The 19,671-nt window shown below is 57.1% G+C and carries 20 protein-coding genes; 15 read left to right on the top strand and 5 right to left on the bottom strand.

The features are described 5' to 3' along the window. Positions 1-3: 3 nt before the first annotated feature. Complete coding sequence (locus ASB66_RS22755; RefSeq protein WP_234823947.1) at positions 4-882, bottom strand: NADP-dependent oxidoreductase; 879 nt, start codon at positions 880-882, stop codon at positions 4-6. Here ASB66_RS22755 and ASB66_RS22750 point away from each other — a divergent pair. From ASB66_RS22750 to ASB66_RS22740, 3 genes are all read left to right on the top strand, one after another. Beyond that, positions 817-1,788, top strand: coding sequence for an AraC family transcriptional regulator (locus tag ASB66_RS22750; RefSeq protein WP_234823946.1), 972 nt, complete (start codon positions 817-819; stop codon positions 1,786-1,788). The genes ASB66_RS22755 and ASB66_RS22750 overlap by 66 nt on opposite strands. A 278-nt stretch (positions 1,789-2,066) precedes the next feature. After that, positions 2,067-2,999 (top strand): ribose-phosphate pyrophosphokinase, encoded by a 933-nt coding sequence (locus tag ASB66_RS22745; protein ID WP_015916696.1) that lies wholly within the window; start codon positions 2,067-2,069, stop codon positions 2,997-2,999. Positions 3,000-3,378: 379 nt separating this feature from the next. Continuing rightward, the gene (locus ASB66_RS22740) at positions 3,379-4,212 is read left to right on the top strand and encodes a hypothetical protein (RefSeq protein WP_147274070.1); all 834 of its coding nucleotides are present in this window, start codon (positions 3,379-3,381) and stop codon (positions 4,210-4,212) included. 29 nt (positions 4,213-4,241) lie between these two features. Here ASB66_RS22740 and ASB66_RS22735 read toward each other — a convergent pair whose 3' ends face one another. The 3 genes from ASB66_RS22735 to ASB66_RS22725 form a co-directional block, all read right to left on the bottom strand. Then, entirely contained in the window at positions 4,242-4,607 is a 366-nt protein-coding gene (locus ASB66_RS22735) for a DUF779 domain-containing protein (RefSeq protein WP_114386955.1), read from the bottom strand. 496 nt (positions 4,608-5,103) lie between these two features. Further along, positions 5,104-6,618, bottom strand: a complete 1,515-nt coding sequence (adh, locus tag ASB66_RS22730; protein ID WP_060719837.1) for an aldehyde dehydrogenase — start codon at positions 6,616-6,618, stop codon at positions 5,104-5,106. 186 nt (positions 6,619-6,804) lie between these two features. Then, complete coding sequence (locus tag ASB66_RS22725) at positions 6,805-7,761, bottom strand: helix-turn-helix domain-containing protein (protein WP_060719838.1); 957 nt, start codon at positions 7,759-7,761, stop codon at positions 6,805-6,807. Between the two features lie 366 nt (positions 7,762-8,127). Between ASB66_RS22725 and ASB66_RS22720 the strand changes: the two genes are divergently transcribed. From ASB66_RS22720 to ASB66_RS22695, 6 genes are all read left to right on the top strand, one after another. Beyond that, positions 8,128-8,730: a 50S ribosomal protein L25/general stress protein Ctc gene (locus tag ASB66_RS22720; RefSeq protein WP_060719839.1), complete on the top strand. Its 603-nt coding sequence runs from the start codon at positions 8,128-8,130 to the stop codon at positions 8,728-8,730. A 386-nt stretch (positions 8,731-9,116) separates the two neighbouring features. Next, a complete protein-coding gene (locus tag ASB66_RS22715; RefSeq protein WP_060719840.1) occupies positions 9,117-11,519 on the top strand; it encodes a putative bifunctional diguanylate cyclase/phosphodiesterase in 2,403 nt (800 codons plus the stop codon). 69 nt (positions 11,520-11,588) lie between these two features. Next, on the top strand, positions 11,589-12,329 hold the full coding sequence (locus tag ASB66_RS22710; RefSeq protein ID WP_060719841.1) for a substrate-binding periplasmic protein: 741 nt from the start codon (positions 11,589-11,591) through the stop codon (positions 12,327-12,329). A 77-nt stretch (positions 12,330-12,406) separates the two neighbouring features. Beyond that, complete coding sequence (pth, locus tag ASB66_RS22705; protein WP_060719842.1) at positions 12,407-13,120, top strand: aminoacyl-tRNA hydrolase; 714 nt, start codon at positions 12,407-12,409, stop codon at positions 13,118-13,120. Between the two features lie 3 nt (positions 13,121-13,123). Then, the gene (locus ASB66_RS22700) at positions 13,124-13,687 is read left to right on the top strand and encodes a YcxB family protein (RefSeq protein ID WP_060719843.1); all 564 of its coding nucleotides are present in this window, start codon (positions 13,124-13,126) and stop codon (positions 13,685-13,687) included. A gap of 16 nt (positions 13,688-13,703) precedes the next feature. Further along, positions 13,704-14,156 carry a GNAT family N-acetyltransferase gene (locus ASB66_RS22695; RefSeq protein WP_060719844.1) on the top strand — a complete coding sequence of 151 codons (453 nt, stop codon included), beginning with the start codon at positions 13,704-13,706 and terminating at the stop codon, positions 14,154-14,156. Positions 14,157-14,159: 3 nt separating this feature from the next. Here the strand turns inward: ASB66_RS22695 and clpS are convergent, their stop codons facing one another. Next, on the bottom strand, positions 14,160-14,471 hold the full coding sequence (gene clpS / locus ASB66_RS22690) for an ATP-dependent Clp protease adapter ClpS (RefSeq protein ID WP_060719845.1): 312 nt from the start codon (positions 14,469-14,471) through the stop codon (positions 14,160-14,162). Positions 14,472-14,625: 154 nt separating this feature from the next. On the opposite strand from clpS, the gene ychF reads away from it, so the two are divergent. The 6 genes from ychF (at position 14,626) to ASB66_RS22660 (ending at position 19,654) form a co-directional block, all read left to right on the top strand. Then, entirely contained in the window at positions 14,626-15,729 is a 1,104-nt protein-coding gene (gene ychF, locus ASB66_RS22685; RefSeq protein ID WP_060719846.1) for a redox-regulated ATPase YchF, read from the top strand. A gap of 155 nt (positions 15,730-15,884) precedes the next feature. After that, positions 15,885-17,381, top strand: a complete 1,497-nt coding sequence (locus ASB66_RS22680) for a hypothetical protein (protein WP_060719847.1) — start codon at positions 15,885-15,887, stop codon at positions 17,379-17,381. A gap of 48 nt (positions 17,382-17,429) precedes the next feature. Further along, positions 17,430-17,900, top strand: a complete 471-nt coding sequence (locus tag ASB66_RS22675) for a MaoC family dehydratase (RefSeq protein ID WP_060719848.1) — start codon at positions 17,430-17,432, stop codon at positions 17,898-17,900. After that, the gene (locus ASB66_RS22670; protein WP_015916711.1) at positions 17,897-18,382 is read left to right on the top strand and encodes a MaoC family dehydratase; all 486 of its coding nucleotides are present in this window, start codon (positions 17,897-17,899) and stop codon (positions 18,380-18,382) included. The genes ASB66_RS22675 and ASB66_RS22670 overlap by 4 nt, the downstream gene beginning before the upstream one ends. Then, complete coding sequence (locus ASB66_RS22665; protein WP_060719849.1) at positions 18,369-18,848, top strand: glutathione peroxidase; 480 nt, start codon at positions 18,369-18,371, stop codon at positions 18,846-18,848. Before ASB66_RS22670 ends, ASB66_RS22665 begins: the two co-directional genes overlap by 14 nt. 14 nt (positions 18,849-18,862) lie before the next feature. Next, positions 18,863-19,654 carry a helix-turn-helix transcriptional regulator gene (locus tag ASB66_RS22660; protein ID WP_060719954.1) on the top strand — a complete coding sequence of 264 codons (792 nt, stop codon included), beginning with the start codon at positions 18,863-18,865 and terminating at the stop codon, positions 19,652-19,654. The last annotated feature ends 17 nt before the right edge of the window (positions 19,655-19,671 follow it).

The following is a 19,671-nucleotide window of genomic DNA, read 5'->3' as shown; positions in this document are numbered from 1 at the left end:
ACTTTAGTCCATGACCCGCATTACGATTTTTCCACGGGTGCGGCCGCCCTCGGAGAGATCGAATGCATCTTTGATTTCCGCAAGAGGAAGAACCGTCGCGACATGGGCTTTCAGCCTGCCGGTTTCAGCAAGTTCGCCGATTGAGATAAGCTGCCCCGCATTTGGCTTGCAATGAACGCGTGCAACGCCAACGCCATACCTGTTCGCCTCATCCCTGGGAAAAGCCACTGCGGTCACCAGGAATCCTCCCTTTTTGAGAGTCAGGAACGCTCGTTCAAAGGTGTCACCGCCGACCGTATCAAACACGACATCCATGTCATGGGCGACGCACTCGAAAGCTTGACTTCTGTAGTCGATGAAATCGTCAGCGCCCAGACTGCGCACATAGTCCTCGTTCGGCGCGGACCCCATGGCGGTGACATGCGCGCCCGTCACCTTTGCGAGTTGCACCGCAAGGGAGCCGACGCCACCAGAACTGTTGGTGATTAACAAACGCTGGCCGCTGGAGAGTGTGGCAAGATCGAACATCGCCTGCCATGCGGTCAAAGCACCGAGCGGTATCGCAGCCGCCTGGATGAAATCCAGCTTGGTAGGTTTGCGAGCAAGGTCTGTGGCCTTGGCAACGACATATTCGGCAAAGCCGCCCGAGGGAATGATGCCGTAAACCGCATCGCCAACTTTGAATTCGCTGACCCAATCGCCGAGTTTCTCGATGGTACCGGCTATCTCGCCTCCAAGATAGATGGGTAAAGACATGCCGAGGCGCTGACCGAGACCACTGCGGATTTTCCAGTCTACAGGATTGACGCCTGCCGCATGAATTTTGACCAACACTTCGCCAACGTGGGGGTCTGGACGATCAATATCGACATATTTGACCACGTCGTTATTGCCGTATTGGTTGATGACAATCGCTTTCATTCTTCACTCCTGCTCGGCTCAGCGTTTATCTGTGATCGCCTGTTGATGAATCTTATGGTAGACGAGAGAGTTGACGATGTGACGCCAATCCGCATCGCGCAGAGGCCAATTATCATGTCGGGACACCCTTTCACGATACGCCGGGGCTGCAAGCAGCGCGGCATGGGCATGCCAGCCCATTCTCACGGGGAAGCACAACTGACCTTTGCCGCATCGGGCATGGTCCAGGTACACACGGACGAAGGGCGCTGGCTTGTGCCGCCACAGCTCGCCGTCTGGATTCCGGCAGGAGTTGTTCACCGGGTAGACGTGCTCACTGATGCTGAACTTTGGATGGTGGATTGGGAACCATCGGCGGCTGAGGCCTGGGCACCGCCCACGCAACTGCACCGACCGTTTACGCTACGGGTCACTCCGCTGATGAAATGCCTGCTGGACGCGGCTTTCTCGCCCCATATATCGACGGACAAGGCTGAACTCGTTGCCCGGCTGATGCTTCATGAACTGACCGAAACGGCCCATGCGCCGACATTCTTACCTTTACCCACCAGTCCTGTCGCAAGGCGTGTCGCCGATTTCGCCTTCGAGGATCGCCAGAACCGACTGAACCTTGACGAACTGGCAGCGCGCGCCGCAACATCTGTGCGCACCGTGAGCCGGCTATTTCCGGTGGAGACCGGACTGACCTTGAAGTCGTGGCGGCAGCGCGCACGAATCGTGCAAGCGATGGACTGGCTGGCAAGAGGAAATGCAATCGCGCGGGTCTCTGTCGAGTTTGGTTTTGCCAGTACGGCGTCGTTCTCCTGCGCTTTCCGACAGGTGACCGCCATGACACCAACGATGTTCCTTGGCCATCCTAATCCGTAAGGCCGTTTCTGGCACATAGTCACCACAGCCAACAATCCCACTCTTTTCCCCTCGGAATCGAGGCCCATGCGGAACACCACGCGCGGGAAAATCACTTCGTTTACGAATTTCCGTGAGAACTGTTGCAAACCACTTGCATTCAGGGGCAAGGGCGCTAAAAAGCCCGCATTGCAGCGCCGCGCATGAAACAAGTGTGCTGGGGTCGGTTGTAACAGTTTTAATCCGGTGCGGGATGCCCAGACGGGATCGCGTAGCGGGATGCAAACAGGCGGGCACAAATGAAGGTCTTCGCAGGTAATTCGAACCGGCAACTTGCTGAAGCGGTCTGTAAATATCTCAATGTTCCCCTTGGAAAAGCCAGTGTTCGCCGCTTTGCGGACCAGGAAATCTTCGTGGAAATTCAGGAAAACGTCCGTGGCGAGGATATCTTCATCGTCCAGTCGACGTCGTTTCCGACCAATGACCACCTGATGGAACTACTGATCATGATCGACGCCTTCCGCCGCTCCTCGGCGCGGCGGATCACAGCCGTCATTCCCTATTTCGGCTATGCCCGCCAGGACCGTCGCGCCTCTGGTCGCACACCGATCTCGGCCAAGCTGGTTGCCAATCTGATCACCGAGGCCGGCGCCGACCGTGTTCTGACGCTTGATCTGCATGCTGGCCAGATCCAGGGCTTTTTCGATATCCCGACCGACAACCTTTTTGCAGCACCCGTCCTCGCCCGTGATGTCAAGGAACACTACGACCTTGCCAATCTCATGGTCGTTTCACCTGACGTCGGCGGCGTGGTGCGTGCACGTGCGCTTGCCAAGCGTCTGGACTGTCTTCTGGCCATCGTCGACAAGCGTCGCGATCGTCCAGGCGAATCCGAAGTGATGAACATCATCGGCGATGTCGAAGGCAAGGATTGTATTCTGATCGACGATATCGTCGATAGCGGCGGTACGCTCTGCAACGCGGCGGAAGCGATGCTGAATATGGGCGCAGCCAGCGTTACTGCCTATATTACCCATGGAGTGCTTTCGGGCGGCGCCGTTACCCGCGTCACCTCCTCCAAGCTACGCGAATTGGTGATCACCGATTCCATCCAGCCGACCGTCGCGGTACAATCCGCCCATAATATCCGGGTGTTGAGTACCGCCACCCTGCTTGGCGAAGCCATCAACCGCACCAGCGCCGAAGCCTCGGTTTCCAGCCTGTTCGATTAATCGTCGCGGCACGCCTGCGTAATCCCTTGAACCAGAAGCGGTTTCAGGGATTACGTGGCAATTTCAAAGTGTTACAGCGCCTTTTCGGTGCCGTTTATCTTTTCGGAAAACGGGTACCCCTTTCGCATGTCGATGAAAAACGGAAATACCCTATTCGCCGCACATGCCTTCCGGTCCGCATGACGTTAGCACCGATCCGGTGTGAAAATTCTCAACAAAAAATCTATAATCAAAACAGAATGGTTGCAGGCCTCTCTTCCATTGATGAATGGTTGAGCTTCGGATACCCTTCTATTTGCATAGAAAAAATGGCTCGGACACCATGACCTGCACGCAAGCTCAAGACGATATTCCAGCGCAGCCAACGAAACACCAGGCCATGCCTTTCACAGCCAGCGCCATGCTATCCCATCCGCGGATTCATCCGATCATCCGCGTGCAGGCGGAGGCCTTCTTGAAACGGTTCGAGGAGCACCCTCAGATCGCCAGGGTTTTTGCCAGTCACCAGCGCTGGCTTCTCGGACAGATTGCCCTGATGCAATATTTTGAGATGGGCCAGATCTTGCCTGCCCGCTATTTCGACTTTGTCGAGGCCACTGGTGTGGCCAGCCGCAATACGGCGGATGCATTTCTGAAGGAAATGGAAACCTACGGCATCGCCCGCGAAACAACCACCACCGACCGCCGCAGCAGACCGCTTGTGCCGAGCGAGGCCAGCCTTGGCAGTGCGGCGGGCTGGATGGAGATCCATCTGCGAAGCCTGGACGGGTTCGACGACGGCACACGGTTACAGAATTTCGAGGCCAGTGGCCGGGACATGAGCAAGCTGCATCCGCTTATCGCTTCCGCCTTCATGCAGACGCCTGAGCTGCGCGAGCAGCCGGAAATTTTCGATCCCTTCGTCTGGCTGAACAACGGCAATATCATTATCGACTGGCTGATCGCCAAGAGTCAGGATACCGAGGCCGACGCTGAGCAGATTTTGATCGGCACCGTATCGATCCAGGCCATGGCCGAGACATTCCACCTGTCACGCTCGCATCTTACCCGCAAGCTGCTCGATGCCGCAAACGCCGGAACCATCGGCTGGAAAGGACGGCGTGGACGCTCGGAACTCTGGGTTTCCAACCCCTTCCGACGAGAATATGCGAGGGCGCAAGCCATCAAGCTCGAAATCATCGACGCCGCCTGCGCCAAATGCGGCTTGCTGTAGAGCGGGATTTTAGCGCTTCGGCTAAATTATTAGCGGACAGGTAAAGCGCAGACCTCACCCCCGAACAGCTTGGAGCGGGTCAGAAAGCGCTTTTCGCGGCCATTATCCAACGAAAACATGCCCCCTCGTCCCGGCACGACATCGATGATCAACTGGGTATGTTTCCAGACTTCATACTGACTCTGATGGATATAGAAGGGCACCCCATCAATCTCGCCCAGCTTCACATCGGTATCCCCGACGATATAATCATCCACGGGATAACACATCGGCGACGACCCGTCGCAACAGCCGCCCGACTGATGAAACAGGATCTGCGGATGATCCCTGCGGATCTCGCCGATCAAATCGATGGCCGCCGCTGTCGCGACGACCCTTGGTTCACCGTCCAAAATCGTGTCCATAACTGCCTCGTTTCAAAATGAAAGAAGTCCGTCGTGGCTTCGCCCCCCTCATCCGGCTGCCGCCACCTTCTCCCCGCTGGGGAGAAGAATGCAGGAACCGCAAGCCCTGTGAATTCTCATCAGCGTATAAAAACCACAAACTCGACACCTAAACCCGTCGAGATTCGCGGCTGGAGGTGGCGAAAATGGTTATGTTCGAGAACCGGAGCGGAGCGTACTTCAAAGCATTCCCAGAAAAAGTGTGAAGCGGTTTTTCGTTCGGGAATGCGAAACATAAGAGTACGTGAGCACCGGAAGCGCAGGACATGACCATTTGCAGCCCCTCCAGACGTGAATATCGGCGGGTTTAAACCCGATTGGAAATTCGCCCCACTGTGGCGAAAATGGCTTCCGGCGAGAACCAGCGCGGAGCGTACCTAGAGTACGTGAGCACTGGAAGCGCAGGCGGAAGACATTTGCAGCCCAGCGGGGCGGATTTACAACGGGTTTAGAAGAAGCCGAGGGCTTTGGGGCTGTAACTTACCAGCATGTTCTTGGTCTGCTGATAGTGATCCAGCATCATCTTGTGGGTCTCACGGCCAATGCCCGATTGCTTGTAGCCGCCGAAGGCCGCATGGGCCGGATAGGCGTGGTAGCAATTGGTCCAGACGCGCCCGGCCTGGATATTGCGACCGAAGCGGTAGCAGGTATTGGCATCGCGGCTCCAGACGCCAGCACCCAGGCCATAGAGGGTGTCATTGGCGATTTCCAGGGCCTCGGCCTCGTCCTTGAAGGTGGTGACGGAGACGACCGGGCCGAAGATTTCCTCCTGGAAGACCCGCATCTTGTTATGCCCCTTGAACACGGTCGGCTTAACGTAATAGCCGCCAGCGAGATCGCCGGACAGAGTATTGCGATGGCCACCGGTCAGCACTTCGGCGCCTTCCTGACGACCGATATCCATATAGGACAGGATTTTTTCAAGCTGCTCGCTGGAGGCCTGCGCGCCGATCATCGTGCCCATATCCAGCGGATCACCCTGCACGATGGCCTCGACGCGCTTGATGGCTTTTTCCATGAAGCGATCATAGATCTTTTCATGGACGATCGCCCGGCTTGGGCAGGTGCAGACTTCGCCCTGGTTAAGGGCAAACATCGCAAAGCCTTCCAGGGCCTTGTCGAGATAATCGTCATCTTCGCGCAGCACATCCTCGAAGAAGATATTCGGCGATTTTCCGCCCAGCTCCAGCGTCACCGGAATGAGGTTTTGGCTGGCATACTGCATGATCAGGCGACCCGTCGAGGTCTCACCGGTAAAGGCGATCTTGGCGATGCGCGGGCTGGAGGCCAGGGGCTTGCCAGCTTCCAGGCCAAAGCCATTGACGATATTGAGCACGCCGGGCGGCAGGATGTCGCCGATCAATTCGGCCCAGACGAGAATCGAGGCCGGAGTCTGCTCGGCGGGCTTCAGCACGACGCAATTGCCAGCGGCAAGAGCGGGCGCCAGCTTCCAGGCGGCCATCAGGATCGGGAAATTCCAGGGAATGATCTGGCCGACGACGCCAAGCGGCTCGTGGAAATGATAGGCAACCGTATCGTGGTCGATTTCGCCGATCGAGCCTTCCTGTGCGCGCACGCAGGCGGCAAAATAGCGGAAATGATCGACGGCCAGCGGAATATCGGCAGCCATGGTTTCACGCAGCGGCTTGCCATTGTCCCAGGTTTCGGCCCGGGCTAGAAGCTCCAGATTGCTTTCCATCCGGTCGGCAATGCGGTTCAGCATGTTGGCGCGCTCGGCAACGGGGGTCTTGCCCCATTTGTCCTTGGCGGCATGGGCAGCGTCCAGCGCCAGATTGATGTCGCGCTCGTCGGAGCGGGCGATATCGCACAGCTTGCCACCGGTGACTGGCGTGGTGTTTTCAAAATACCGGCCACCGACCGGCTCACGCCAGTCGCCACCGATGAAATTGCCGTATTTCAGCTTGAACGGGGTGCTTGCCGTGGTTTGAACCTGAATGTTCATCTCTCATCCTCCCTGATGAAGGGTCCTGTGGTGATGTTTGTCTTTGGGGAAAACCGGTCCTCCACTTTTCCCTGACAAACTCCCAGAACCGTAGAGGGAAGATGCACCCCGCTAAGGCCAGATACCAGCCACGCTTCGCAATGCCGCAACGCACAGTGTCGCATCGCTGCGACACTGCTACGTGCATTAGTGAATATTGAAACGCTTCATCTTGCGATGCAGGGTTGCGCGGCTAATGCCCAGCAATTGCGCTGCCTGGGAGACATTGCCTTTGGTGCGCGACAGGACCCGGCGCAGTGCAGCCCGTTCCGCATCATAGAGGTCGTCCCCCTCTTCCCCGCGCTTTTCCTTCAGGGCATCGGTGGCAGGCAGGCCAGCGGCAATGGCCTGATCGTCGATCTGCAACGCCAGCCGCGCCGCCCGCGTCGCCCCCAGCACCAGATCGTCACCATCTACGGCCAAAAGTGCCGTGGGATTGGCGACCGTGGGGATCATGACGATCCTCGCGCCTGCAAAGGCCATGCGAAACAGGTTGACCTCAACACGCAGCGCGGCATCGCGCACCGCCTGGGCGAGAATGGTCATCGACAGATCCGTTACATCATGGCGGCAGGTGGAAATGTCGAGCGCGGCGGCAATCTGACCGCGATGGTCGCGGATTGGCGCCGTGGTGCAACTCAGTGCGATATTGGCAGAGAGAAAATGCTGGTCGCGGTGGATGATGACCGGGCGCTCGTCAGCCAGCGCCGTGCCGATGCCATTGGTGCCGACACTGGCCTCGCTCCATTCCGTCTGCTGCCAGAGCCCAAGCCTGTGGAAATCCCGGTCGTCGCCAGCCGCGCTACGCCGTTCCAGCACCACGCCATGGCTATCGGCCAGCACCAGGCAGCAACCGGAGCGCCCGACCGTCGAAAACAGCCGGTCCATCTCCTCGGCGCTGGCGGCGATCAGGTGGTCCATGCGTTGGCGCGCTTCGCGGAAGGCCGTTTCCTCCAAGATCCTTGGGGTGCCTGCCTGTTCAGGGTCCAGCCCATGGACATCGAGGCAACGCCGCCAGGAAGCGGCAATCGGTGAACTGGCCGCCTTCGATCCCTGCAATGCTGTCGAATAGACCGTATCGGCATGTTTGTAACCGACGCTCATATGCTCCTCCCAAAGCAAATTCACATCTCTCTGGACTATCATGAACCTTTGCGAGCAGGATGGCAATCGACAGGATTGACGCGCCTTGCCGCAAAAACCGGTGGCCCCGTTCCATCCCATGCTCGAAAAAAGCCCGAGAAAGCTTGCATCCACGGCACTTTCATACTATAGCGCCCCCGTCCGCGCAGACACCCTTGGAGGCAATGCGGATGAAATTGTGACGGCTGCTATATGTTTCCTTCAATCCTGAACGGTTGGAGTGAAACGATGCGGCAGATTTAAAAACCGGCACCGTTTCCAGTTTCAATCCGGAATTTCAAAGACAAAACCGGCTGAAACTCTCCAGTAACATCGAAAGGAAATGCCATGAGCCACGCATCTTACGAGCTCAAGGCCGAAACGCGCGAACGGGTTGGTAAGGGGTCCTCCCGTGAACTTCGCCGCAACGGTCTCATTCCCGCTGTCATCTATGGTGACAAGCAGGCTCCCATTGCCATTACCCTGAACACCAATGAAGTCACCAAGCGTATCCACGCTGGCGGTTTCATGACCACGGTGGCAACCATTGAAGTCAACGGCGAAAAGATCCGCGTCCTGCCAAAGGACTACCAGCTGGATCCGGTCCGCGACTTCACCATGCATATCGACTTCCTGCGCGTTTCGGCAAACAGCCAGGTCACGGTTGCCGTGCCTGTCCGTTTCGTCAATGAAGACAAGTCCGCCGTCAAGACCGGCGCTGTCCTCAACATCGTACGCCACGACGTCGAGTTGCAGGTTCCGGCCAACAACATTCCGGAAGCCCTCACCTTCGACCTGGCTGGCCTGAAGATCGGCGACAGCGTGCATATTTCTGCCGTCAAGCTGCCTGCTGGTGTGACCCCTGTCATCACCGACCGCGACTTCACGATCGCAACCCTCGTCGCTCCTGACGTTGACGTTGCCGACGAAGAAGAAGCTACCGAAGAATAATCGACCCACTCGGTTAGAGTGTTCGATGAACCCGCCCCTTACCGGGCGGGTTTTTTCATGCCGTCCGATCCGGTTGGTGATCAAGCTTTAAGGCAATAGCTGTAGCGCCAGCCTGTCGCACCCTGCCCTTCTTGTCAGGAATGGGCAGCTTTGCACGAAAGCCGCAAATAACTTTGCGTAAAGGTGCAAATCTTCTTTACGACTTCAGTCATCGTTAACGTCTCGCGTGGAATCCTTCTCCAAAATAAGAGAAGAACAAGGGGCTGTGGGGGTGTATTGTTTCATCCCTATTCATTTTCCAGCACGCTCACCAAATACGATGGAAAAATGTATAATATTGCATCTATTGGTTGCTATTTGAAATTGTACACCGTCGGATTCGATCCATGACCCGGTCCGTGGAACAGCGTTTCCTTGCGCTGGTGGCTGGAACAGTGTTCGTTTGCGTGGTGCCGCTGTTTCTGCTGTTTCTCTGGCTGTCGTCGCAGCGCGCCGAAACCGACCAGCAAAATAGCATTGCCGTGCTGCTGGCTGCCAATGCCCAGGCACTCGCCAAGCCACTTTGGGATTTCGATGCTGAGAGTGTACGCCAGATCAGTGCAGCGCTGGTCTCCGGTGGCGAGGTCATCAGGGTCGAGGTTTCCGACCCGACCGGCAATATCCGCATTGACATGCCTCAAACATTTGCGCCGGCAAAGACATTTTCCTCCCTGTCGCAAACCATCATCTACCAGCATCAGGACGGACCAAAAACCGTTGGTACCATTACGCTTTCCTTTCAAAAGCATGGCCTGTTTGCCAGCATTCGCCGGACCGAAGGCGTGTTTATCGCCATCTTCATTCTGTCCATGCTGGTGGTGATTCTGGCCGCCATCGTCGGCAACCGGATGATGGTGATGAAGCCGCTGACACAGCTGACCGCCGCCATCGAAGCCACGCGACGTCTGGGTTCGCGACGTTCGGTCGACTGGCATTCCAATGACGAAATGGGACGGTTGGCGCAAAGCTTCAACGCCATGCAATCCAAGCTTCAGCAGGAAGAAATCGATCTGAAACAGGCGCACCGGCTGGCAACCGACATCTACCATGCCACGCCCGCCATGCTGTTTTCCGTCGATGCCGATGACCGGATTACCGGCATCAGCGACTACTGGACATCAGTGACAGGCTATCACCGCGAAGATATCATTGGTCTCAATTTTGAAAGCCTGATCACAATCGAGGCCCGTCAAGCCTACCGGCAAGTCAAGCGGGATAACGAAACCGGCCTGCAACAGCAATATACCACCAAATTCGTCTGCGCCGACGGACGGATCATGGATGTGCTGGTCGTCGAATCCGGCAATGCCACACCGATGGCCCAGTCCAACCTTTCGCTGAGCGTCATGACTGACATCACCGCCCTCAAGCAATCGGAGGCACGCAACCGGCGCCAGGCGATGACCGATCATCTGACCGGGCTTCTCAACCGCCAAGGCTTCGAGAACGAACTGGATGTGCAGATCGAGGCAACCGACCGCCAGGGCGGTTCCCTTGCCTGCCTGTTCGTCGATCTCGACCGGTTCAAATGGATCAATGACAATCTCGGCCATCATGCCGGTGACACGACCTTGAAAATTCTGGTGGACATGATCGTCTATCTCCTGCCGGAAAACTCGGTGGCCGCCCGCATCGGCGGCGATGAATTCGCCATTCTGCTGCGTGCCGACGATTGCGAGGCCGCTGCCCGCGCCATGGCCAATGATATTTGCGGGATTTTCGAAACCCCCTTCATCGTCAAGGGGACCGCTACAAGGCTAAGTGCCAGCATCGGCATCGCGCTTTATCCACAACACGCCGAAACCGCGACGGAACTGCTGCAAAAGGCCGATATGGCCATGTATAATCGCAAGCGTGACGGAAAGAACGGTTTCCAGATCTTCGACGATAGCATCGGCAACACCACCCGCCGGCGCGCCGAAATCGAGCAGATGATCGAGCAGGCATTGAGCAATGACTGGTTGGATGCTTTCTTGCAGCCGATCATCGATCTGCAAAGCGGCAAGACGGTCGGCTACGAGGCCCTGATGCGCCTGCGCCACCCCGTCCATGGCATTATGGCACCGACCGAAATCATCAGCCTGGCCGAGGAAACCGGCACCATTCACGATATCGGCAAGCAGGTGTTCGATAAGGCTCTGGATCACTTCACCCGGCTTTCCGCCCTCAGTGGCGACACCACCTCCTATCTGGCGCTGAATGTCTCACCCACGCAAATCGATGCCAGCCTGCTGGTCTGGCTGGCCAGCGCCGTGCATCTTTTCAACATCGACCCGTCGCGGATCATCATCGAGATCACCGAAGCGACGTTGCTGCACGACAGCCCGCATATCCAGACCGTCCTCCAAAAAATCGGCGATTTTGGTTGCCGCATTGCGCTGGACGATTTCGGCACCGGCTATTCCTCGCTCAGCTATCTCAGCCGCTTCCCGGTCAATATCATCAAGATCGACCAATCCTTCATCCGCTCCATGACCGGTGATACCCCGGATCTGCGCGAGCGCAGCCGCATGTTGATCGAAGGCATTGCCGCTATTTCACACAAGATGAAATGCACCGTGGTGGCCGAGGGCATCGAGACCAAGGAACAATGGCGCGCGCTACAGGCGATCGGTGTGGATTACGGCCAGGGCTATCTGTTCGATCGACCCTTGTCCTTTGAAGATCTGCAAGCCCGTTTCGGGGCCAATGGCACGACGCCGCCGAAAGCCACGCCCATTGCCAGGATTGGACAGCGGACAACGGGGTAGGACGAGACAACCCAAGCTGCCATTTCAGCAGGGCAAGTACAACCAAACACAATCTAAAGGAGGCCGAAGATGGGCTGTCGAAGAAGTGCATTCCGCCTTGTCGTCCTGTCCTCCTTGGTGTTCATGACCGCCACAGCCATGGCGCAAAACAGCGTCGTCTTTACCACGGAAGATTACCCACCTTACAATTTCAGGGAAAACGGGGTGGATAAGGGCGTCGGCTACGAGCAGGTCGTGATGATCATGAAGGATCTGTCGATCCCTTATACCATCGAGATGATGCCCTGGGCCCGCGCCATCGCGATGGCCGAAACCGAACCGATGACCTGCGTGTTTACCGCAGCCCATATCCCCGAACGCGAAGGCCGCTTCAAGTGGGTCGAGCCGCTGGCCATCGACCGCAATATCATCATGAGCCGCAAGGACTCCGGCATTCAGGTGCGCAATGTCGAGGACGCCCGCAAGTATATCGTTGGCACCCAACGCGACGACTACACTCAGTCCCTTCTGGAACGGCATGCTTTTCCGAGAATTGACCTTGCCGCCAACCTCGATCTGACCATCAAAAAGCTGGAAAGCGGCCGGATCGACCTCATGCCGGTCTCGGAGAAATTCTATCACAAGCTGGTGGCCGAAGGGCATCCTCTGGAACAGCAATTCGTGCTGACCGAGCAGAAATTCGCCATTGCCTGCAACAAGGACATGCCCGATGCCCTTATAGCGCAAATGCAACAAGCGCTTGATCGACTGATTGCCGATGGCACGCAAGCCAGGATTTCGCGAGAATATGGCCTGTTGCAGCCTCAATAGCACGCGCAATCGGGGTTGACATGGCCCGCATTTCGCTGTCGTGAAGACCAACCGAAATATCGTTCGTGGAAAATGCGATGATCGTTCTTGCAGGGCTTGGCAATCCCGGCTCCCAATATGCCGGCAACCGCCACAATATCGGCTTCATGGCGCTCGACGCCATCCATCGTCGTCACGGCTTTTCGCCCTGGTCGAAGAAATTCAAGGCCGAGATTGCCGATGGCACGCTGGCGGGCGAGAAAGTGCTGCTGATCAAGCCGCAGACCTTCATGAACCTATCAGGCGAATCGGTCGGCGAGGCGCTGCGCTTCTACAAGCTTGGGCCGGAACAGCTCGTAGCGATCTATGACGAGCTGGATCTTCTCCCCGGCAAGGCCCGTATCAAGCTGGGCGGCGGCCATGGCGGCCATAATGGCATCAAATCGCTGGATGCGCATTGCGGCCTGAACTACCGCCGCCTGCGGCTCGGCATCGGCCATCCCGGCGATAAATCCCGGGTCCAAGCGCATGTGCTGGGCGATTTCGGCAAGCTCGACGCCGAATGGCTGGATCCGCTGCTGGAAACACTGGCCGAAAACGCCGACATGCTGGTGCGCGGCGAAGACAGCCAGTTGATGAACAAACTGGCGCTCGCCACTGGGTCGAAAGCGGACGAAGAAAAGCCCAAACCGGCAAAGCCTGCGAAATCCCACATTCATCAGGCCCGTAATGGTGTGCAGCCGAAAAAGCTGCGGGAAACCGGGCCGATGGCTGAGATGTTGAAGAAGATGTTTGGGCCGAAGAAGGATTAGGCAATGTCTGTTGAGGAGCAGGTAGAGTGGGGCATTTTCGACACTCTTACCGTCGATTGTCATTTTTTTGAAAAAGACATTGGGTCAGGCTACAAGATTTACTGGAGAAGTAAAATTAAAATCAGAAAAATATTAATATATTTTTTATGCTATGTGACATTGTATTACAGCGCAGGAATTTTGATTAATGGCGAGCAAAATGATTTTTATTTTTTCAATTTTATTTTGATAAATCTTGCATTCATCGTTCTTCTCTTATCCATCGTAAGGATAGTAGGTGCTCGAAGAACGAAAGCCTATTTTCGCGCAATGCCCTCTGCCAACCGTCCCGCCAGATTGGGCTGGGACGCGGACGGATTCTACATCGCCACCGCAACGAGTCGGATTTTTTATCCCTGGAGTGATTTCCAGTCCTGGGCCGAAGACAAAACGGTCCTCGCGCTACTGTTTGCGGCACCAATGATAATCCCGTTGCCGAAACGCGCCCTGACAGACCAGCAACTGGCAGAACTCAAGGCTCATATTCAGGCGTCAACCTTGCCGAGAGCCAAATTGTTTCCGATTTGAGATCAGGAGGTATACGATGTCCAATGCGATTACCGTCCGTCCCGCAACGTTCAATGATCTGGAGGCCTTGCTAGCACTTTATAAAGACTTGAGCAGCAACAACAATTTTGACGACGCTGAACGAGTTCATAACACCTATGCAGCGGTTCTCGTTCATCCTGGCCTGACAGTTTTCGTTGCTCTCGACCACGAAAAGCCCGTGGCAACGGCGAGTTTGCTGGTAACCCCCAACCTGACGCGTGGTTGCCGGCCTTATGCTCTGATCGAGAATGTCGTCAGCGCTGCGACGCATCGTGGGCAAGGCTACGGCCGAGCGGTCGTTCTCCATGCCATCGACGCCGCCTGGAATGCTGACTGCTATAAGGTCATGTTGCTGACAGGCCGAACGGACGAGGCCATCCACCGCTTCTACAGTTCCAGCGGCTTTCTCCAGAACAAGACCGGCTATCAAATCCGCCGCACATCATGATGCCTATTCTTCCGGCTCAATGGTAAACAGCAGCGGAAACCCCGCTTCCTTTGCCAGATCATTGGCCTCGGTGGATTTGGTTTCGGCGATGTCCTTGGTACAGACCACCACCACCGCCGAGCCAAAGCGGTGAGCGGTCATCATCACCCGGTTGCCGGTTTCCTCACTCATCCGAAACACGGCTTTCAGCACGATGGTGACGAATTCGCGCGGGGTGTAATCATCATTGGTCAAGATGACCTTGTAGAGCCTGGGCTGCTCCAGCTTTGGCCTGGTTTTCACCTTTGGCTGCCCGACAATGACTTTTTGAGGCATTGGCAACTCCCATCGGCACACGCTCGCGTTACCATAATGCGAACCGCTCCCGGCTTCAAGCAATTGGCGCCAAGAAGCGGCAAAGCCTTGACCGGGCCGCTCCATTCCCCCATAGGCAAGGCAACAAAACCTTTACTGAGCACGGAAAACACCCATGGGCTTCAAATGCGGTATCGTGGGACTGCCGAATGTCGGCAAGTCCACCCTTTTCAACGCGCTGACCAGGACGGCGGCAGCCCAGGCGGCCAACTATCCTTTCTGCACCATTGAGCCGAATACCGGCGAAGTGGCCGTGCCCGATCCGCGCATGCAGACACTGGCAAGCGTTGCCGGTTCCAAGGAAATCATCCCGACCCGGATTTCCTTCGTGGATATTGCCGGTCTGGTGCGCGGCGCTTCCAAGGGCGAAGGCCTGGGCAACAAGTTCCTCGCCAATATCCGTGAAGTCGATGCCGTCGTGCATGTACTGCGCTGTTTCGAAGATGACGACATCACCCATGTCGAAGGCCGGATCGATCCGGTTGGCGATGCCGAAACCATCGAAACCGAACTGATGCTGGCCGATCTCGAAAGCCTGGAGCGCCGCACCGAGCAGACCCGCAAGCGCGCCGCCTCCAAGGACAAGGAATCGATGACGCTGCTGCCTGTCATGGATGGCGCGCTGAAGCTGTTGCAAGAGGGCAAGCCCGCCCGCCTGCTGTTGGCAAGCCTTGATGCCGAGGAACGCGAGGTGCTGAAAAGCCTGAACCTGCTGACCTCCCATCCGGTCCTCTATGTCTGCAATGTCGCCGAAGCCGATGCCGTCACCGGCAATGCCCATACCAAAGCCGTAGAGGAAATGGCTAAGGCACAAGGGGCGGAAACCGTGATCATTTCGGCGGCCATCGAAGCCGAAGTGGCGCAATTGCCGGACGAGGAAGCGGCCGAATTCCTGTCGGCGCTCGGGCTGGAAGAAGCAGGTCTGGACCGGCTGATCCGCGCTGGCTATCACCTGCTCGATTTGATCACCTATTTCACCGTCGGCCCCAAGGAAACCCGCGCCTGGACCATTCCGCGCGGCACCAAGGCGCCCGCCGCCGCCGGTGTCATCCACACCGATTTCGAACGCGGCTTCATCCGCGCCTTCACCATCGCCTATGACGATTACATCGCCTACAAGGGCGAAGTCGGCGCCAAGGAAGCTGGCAAGGGCCGCGACGAAGGCAAGGAATATGTCGTGCATGACGGCGACGTCATCCACTTCCGCTTCAACACCTGATCCATATTTGCGTCGGTAGAACAGTCAATCACCAGCGGGATGCTCCTACAAAAGCATCCCGCTTTTATTTTGCCCTTTAAAACGCCGGTCAACTGGTCAATATCAATGCGTTGGAGCGGCGTGGGTTGCTGCCTCCTGCAACGAGGGGAGTAAGCATGCGTTCGATGTCCGTGCCTGTGTTGTTTCTATCCGCTGTCCTGGTGCATGGGCAGGCAAACGCCGCCGATGTTACCTCTAAGGGCGCCAAGGACCTCAAGCAGCAGCTTTTGTCCACCCTGCCGGACGGCATGGTCAAGGATGCGAGCGCCATGACCGTGCGGGCGCGCAACAGCGCCTATGAGGTCCGGGTCAATACCATTGCGCTCTTCGGACTGGAGGCGATCAAGTTCACCAAGGCCGTGGGTCTCAACCCTATCGTCTCCCTCATTCGGCCGCTGGACGGTGGCCTGTGGCAATTCGACCAGGCCGGTGGGATCGATGTCAAAGGGCAGACTAAAGAGAAAGACACCAAGACCGACTTTCTCTTTTCGGTCGATTCCTACAGCATGACGGGGATCTACGATCCGAGCATCACCTATCTCCAGTCCGGCACCTACAAGGCCGAGGACATGCGGCTGCGATTGCAGACGGGTGACAGCTCGACGGACATACGCCTGGACGCCATCAATTCCACGGTCCAGGGGATGAAGGAAGGTGATAATACGATCACGGTTGCCAGCAGCGGCACCTTCACCAATCTCGTTGAAGACATAAGGGCTTCGAAAGCGGACCCTGCCGGTTTCCGCGCCGTTTCAGGCGAAAGCTCCGTGAAAATCGAGGGCGTTGCCTATCAGCCGCTTCAGAAAATGATCGCGATCCTGGTCAGGAATTGGGACAAGCCGCCGATGGATGAGGCTGAAAAGCGCATATTGATCCAGCTGTTCCGCTCGAATTTCCCGCTTTTCAAGACCATGTCCCAGACCGTTGTCTATCGCGACATGCAGGTCGAGACCCCGCAAGGCCCGTTCACCGCCAAGCGGTTCGGCATAGAGACCATGATCGATGGTATCCGAAATGGGGCTAGGTTCAGCTTCGGCCTGGATCTCGTCGAGCCTCAAATGGTGGCAGGGTTGGTCCCGGCTGCCTACACGCCCCTCATTCCACAGACCTCGACGATCAAGGTGACTGTGCCCACCGTCAACGCAGCGGATGGCATCAATTACCTGATGGACAATGTCGATTACGATCCCGCCCAACCGCTGACACCACCGCAGAAGAGCGAAATCAGCCGACGCTTCTTTCCAGACGGCACCGCCACCATCACCTATGACGGCACCCGCCTGACATCTTCGCTCTATGACGTCACTATCACCGGCAAAACTACGTTTGCCCTGACAGGCAACGACAAACCGCTGGCCGACGTGACCGTAACAGCACGCGATTTCGACAAGACCGTTGCCTATCTCCAGGCCAACGCCAAGCAAACGCCAGAGCTTGGCCAGACAGCATTTTTCCTGCTGATGGCGAAAGGCTTTGCCAAGACACAGGATGATGGACAACTGCTTTGGCACGTGGAAACGGATCGCACCGGCCAGATCAAGGTCAACGGCAATGCTTTCAGTATTCCGGGTGCCGCTCCAGACCCCGCTCCAGGCACGCCTCCGGCACCGTAATTCTTGTATCTGTGCTATTAGGGTTCGGATACGCCCAGAGAGGATATTATGCAGACAGACAAATTATATTTTGAAGATTTTCCGGTTGGTACCCGCCTGCCGCTTGGCCCCGTCACGGTGGATTTAAACGACATTATCGAGTTTGCCACAGAATTCGACCCGCAGCCGATGCATCTCGATGCGCGAGCCGGTGAGGCCAGCATTCTCGGCGGCTTGGCGGCCTCCGGCTGGCATACCTGCGGGCTTTTGATGCGGATGATGATCGACAGCTATATCCTGCGCTCCCATTCCGAAGGCGCGCCGGGCATAGACTTCGTGCAGTGGAAAACGCCTGTCCTGGCGGGTGATACCCTGAGCGGCTTTTCCCTGGTTGAAGAGGCCCGGCCATTGCGCTCGCGCCCGGGAATCGGTGTCATCACCAGCCGCCATGAACTGGTCAACCAGAAGGGCGAAACCGTCATCGTCGCCCGCAATGCGGCCATGATGCGCCAGCGCCAACCAGCAGGAGATGCGGCATGAGAATGGTTGACCTGTTTCCCTTCGAGCAAAAAGTCGTGCTCGGCACCCGCCATTTCAACGCGGAGGACATTATCCGCTTTGCCACAAAATTCGATCCGCAGCCCTTCCATGTCGATGCGGAAGCGGCGAAGTCCTACGTCTTCGGCGGTCTCTGCGCTTCCGGCTGGCATACCTGTTCGGTTTGGATGCGAACCTTTCTCGACTTCATGGGCGAAGCCAACGCCAAAGCCATTGCCGAAGGCGTGACACCGCCGCGGCTTGGCCCCTCGCCCGGCTTTACCGACCTGAAATGGCTGAAACCGGTCTATGCCGGGGATGACATTACCTATAGCCTGACGGCACAAAACAGCCGCGCGCTCAGATCGCGTCCCGGTTGGCACCTCCACGCTAGCGTTGCCGAAGGTATGAACCAGCAGGGCGAGCCGGTGCTGCGTTTCGTCAGCACCGTGCTCGAACAGGAAAATGACAATGAACGTTCATGACTTTTCAGCCAAGGATATTACCGGCCGGGAGCGCCAGCTTGCCGAATTTGCCGGAAAACTGCTCCTGATCGTCAACACCGCCAGCAAATGCGGCTTCACACCGCAATATGAAGGCCTGGAGACCCTGCAAAAGCGTTTTCAGGACGACCTCGTCATCATCGGCTTTCCCTGCAACCAGTTCGGCGGCCAGGAACCGGGATCGGAAGCCGAAATTGCCAGCTTCTGCGACCTGAATTTCAAGGTCAGCTTCCCGATGTTCGCCAAGATTGATGTCAAAGGCAACGACGCACACCCGCTCTACAAATACCTGACCCACGAAGTCCGCGGCATTCTCGGCACCGAAGCGATCAAATGGAATTTCACCAAATTCCTGGTTGGCCGCGACGGCACCCCGATTGCGCGCTATGCGCCAATTACCAAGCCGGAAGAAATTGCTGATGATATCGCTAAGGCGGTGAAGGGTTAAGGGCGATGGGCCGGATGCAGGACTTTCAGGCATTCCGGCCCAGCGATCCACGGCTTCGTGCGGTTTGCGCCCAAAGTAAACACAGATTTTCTCGACACACCCACGACGAGTTCGGCATCGGGCTGATCGTCAATGGCGGGCAGATATCGGCCTCTGGCCGAGGCCAGGTGACGGCTGAGCCCGGCAACATCATTACCGTCAATCCTGGCGAAGTGCATGACGGCGCGCCACTCGATGAGCAAGGCCGACATTGGCTTATGCTCTATATGGAGCCGGCGTTTCTCAACGACATGCAGACGGATCTAGGTGAGACCGGACAGGTTGAATTCGAAAGACCGGTCTTCGACAAGCCGGATTGGGCGACCCGATTCTACCATGCCTTTCAAGCCATGCGCAACGGCAGAGGGTCAGCGGCAGCCCTGGCCCAAGACGAGACCCTGATTGACCTGTTGGCGCCGCTGATCTCTTGGCGAAGCAACGCAATGCTGCCGAAGACCGATCCGACCATGGAGCGGGTCAGGCAGATGATCTGTGACGACCCGGCGGCAAATCCATCCCTCCAGGACCTGGCCACGGTCGCAAATGCCAGCCGATTCCAAACGCTGAGGGCTTTCCAGGCCATGACAGGGCTGACGCCCCATGCCTATATTCTGCAGCAGCGCGCCAACCGGGCCCGCCGCCTGATTCTATCGGGGAAGAGCAGCCTTGCCGACATCGCGGCTACCTGCGGCTATGCCGACCAGAGCCATATGACGCGAGAATTCAAACGCCGATATGGCCTCACACCTGCGGCTTTTCGGGCCTGAGAGGAGCCTGCAATTCC

It is taken from the genome of Gillisella vitis (genome assembly GCF_001541345.2).
Taxonomy (GTDB): Bacteria; Pseudomonadota; Alphaproteobacteria; order Rhizobiales; family Rhizobiaceae; genus Allorhizobium; species Allorhizobium vitis.
This window is presented reverse-complemented; position numbering and strand designations above follow the sequence as displayed.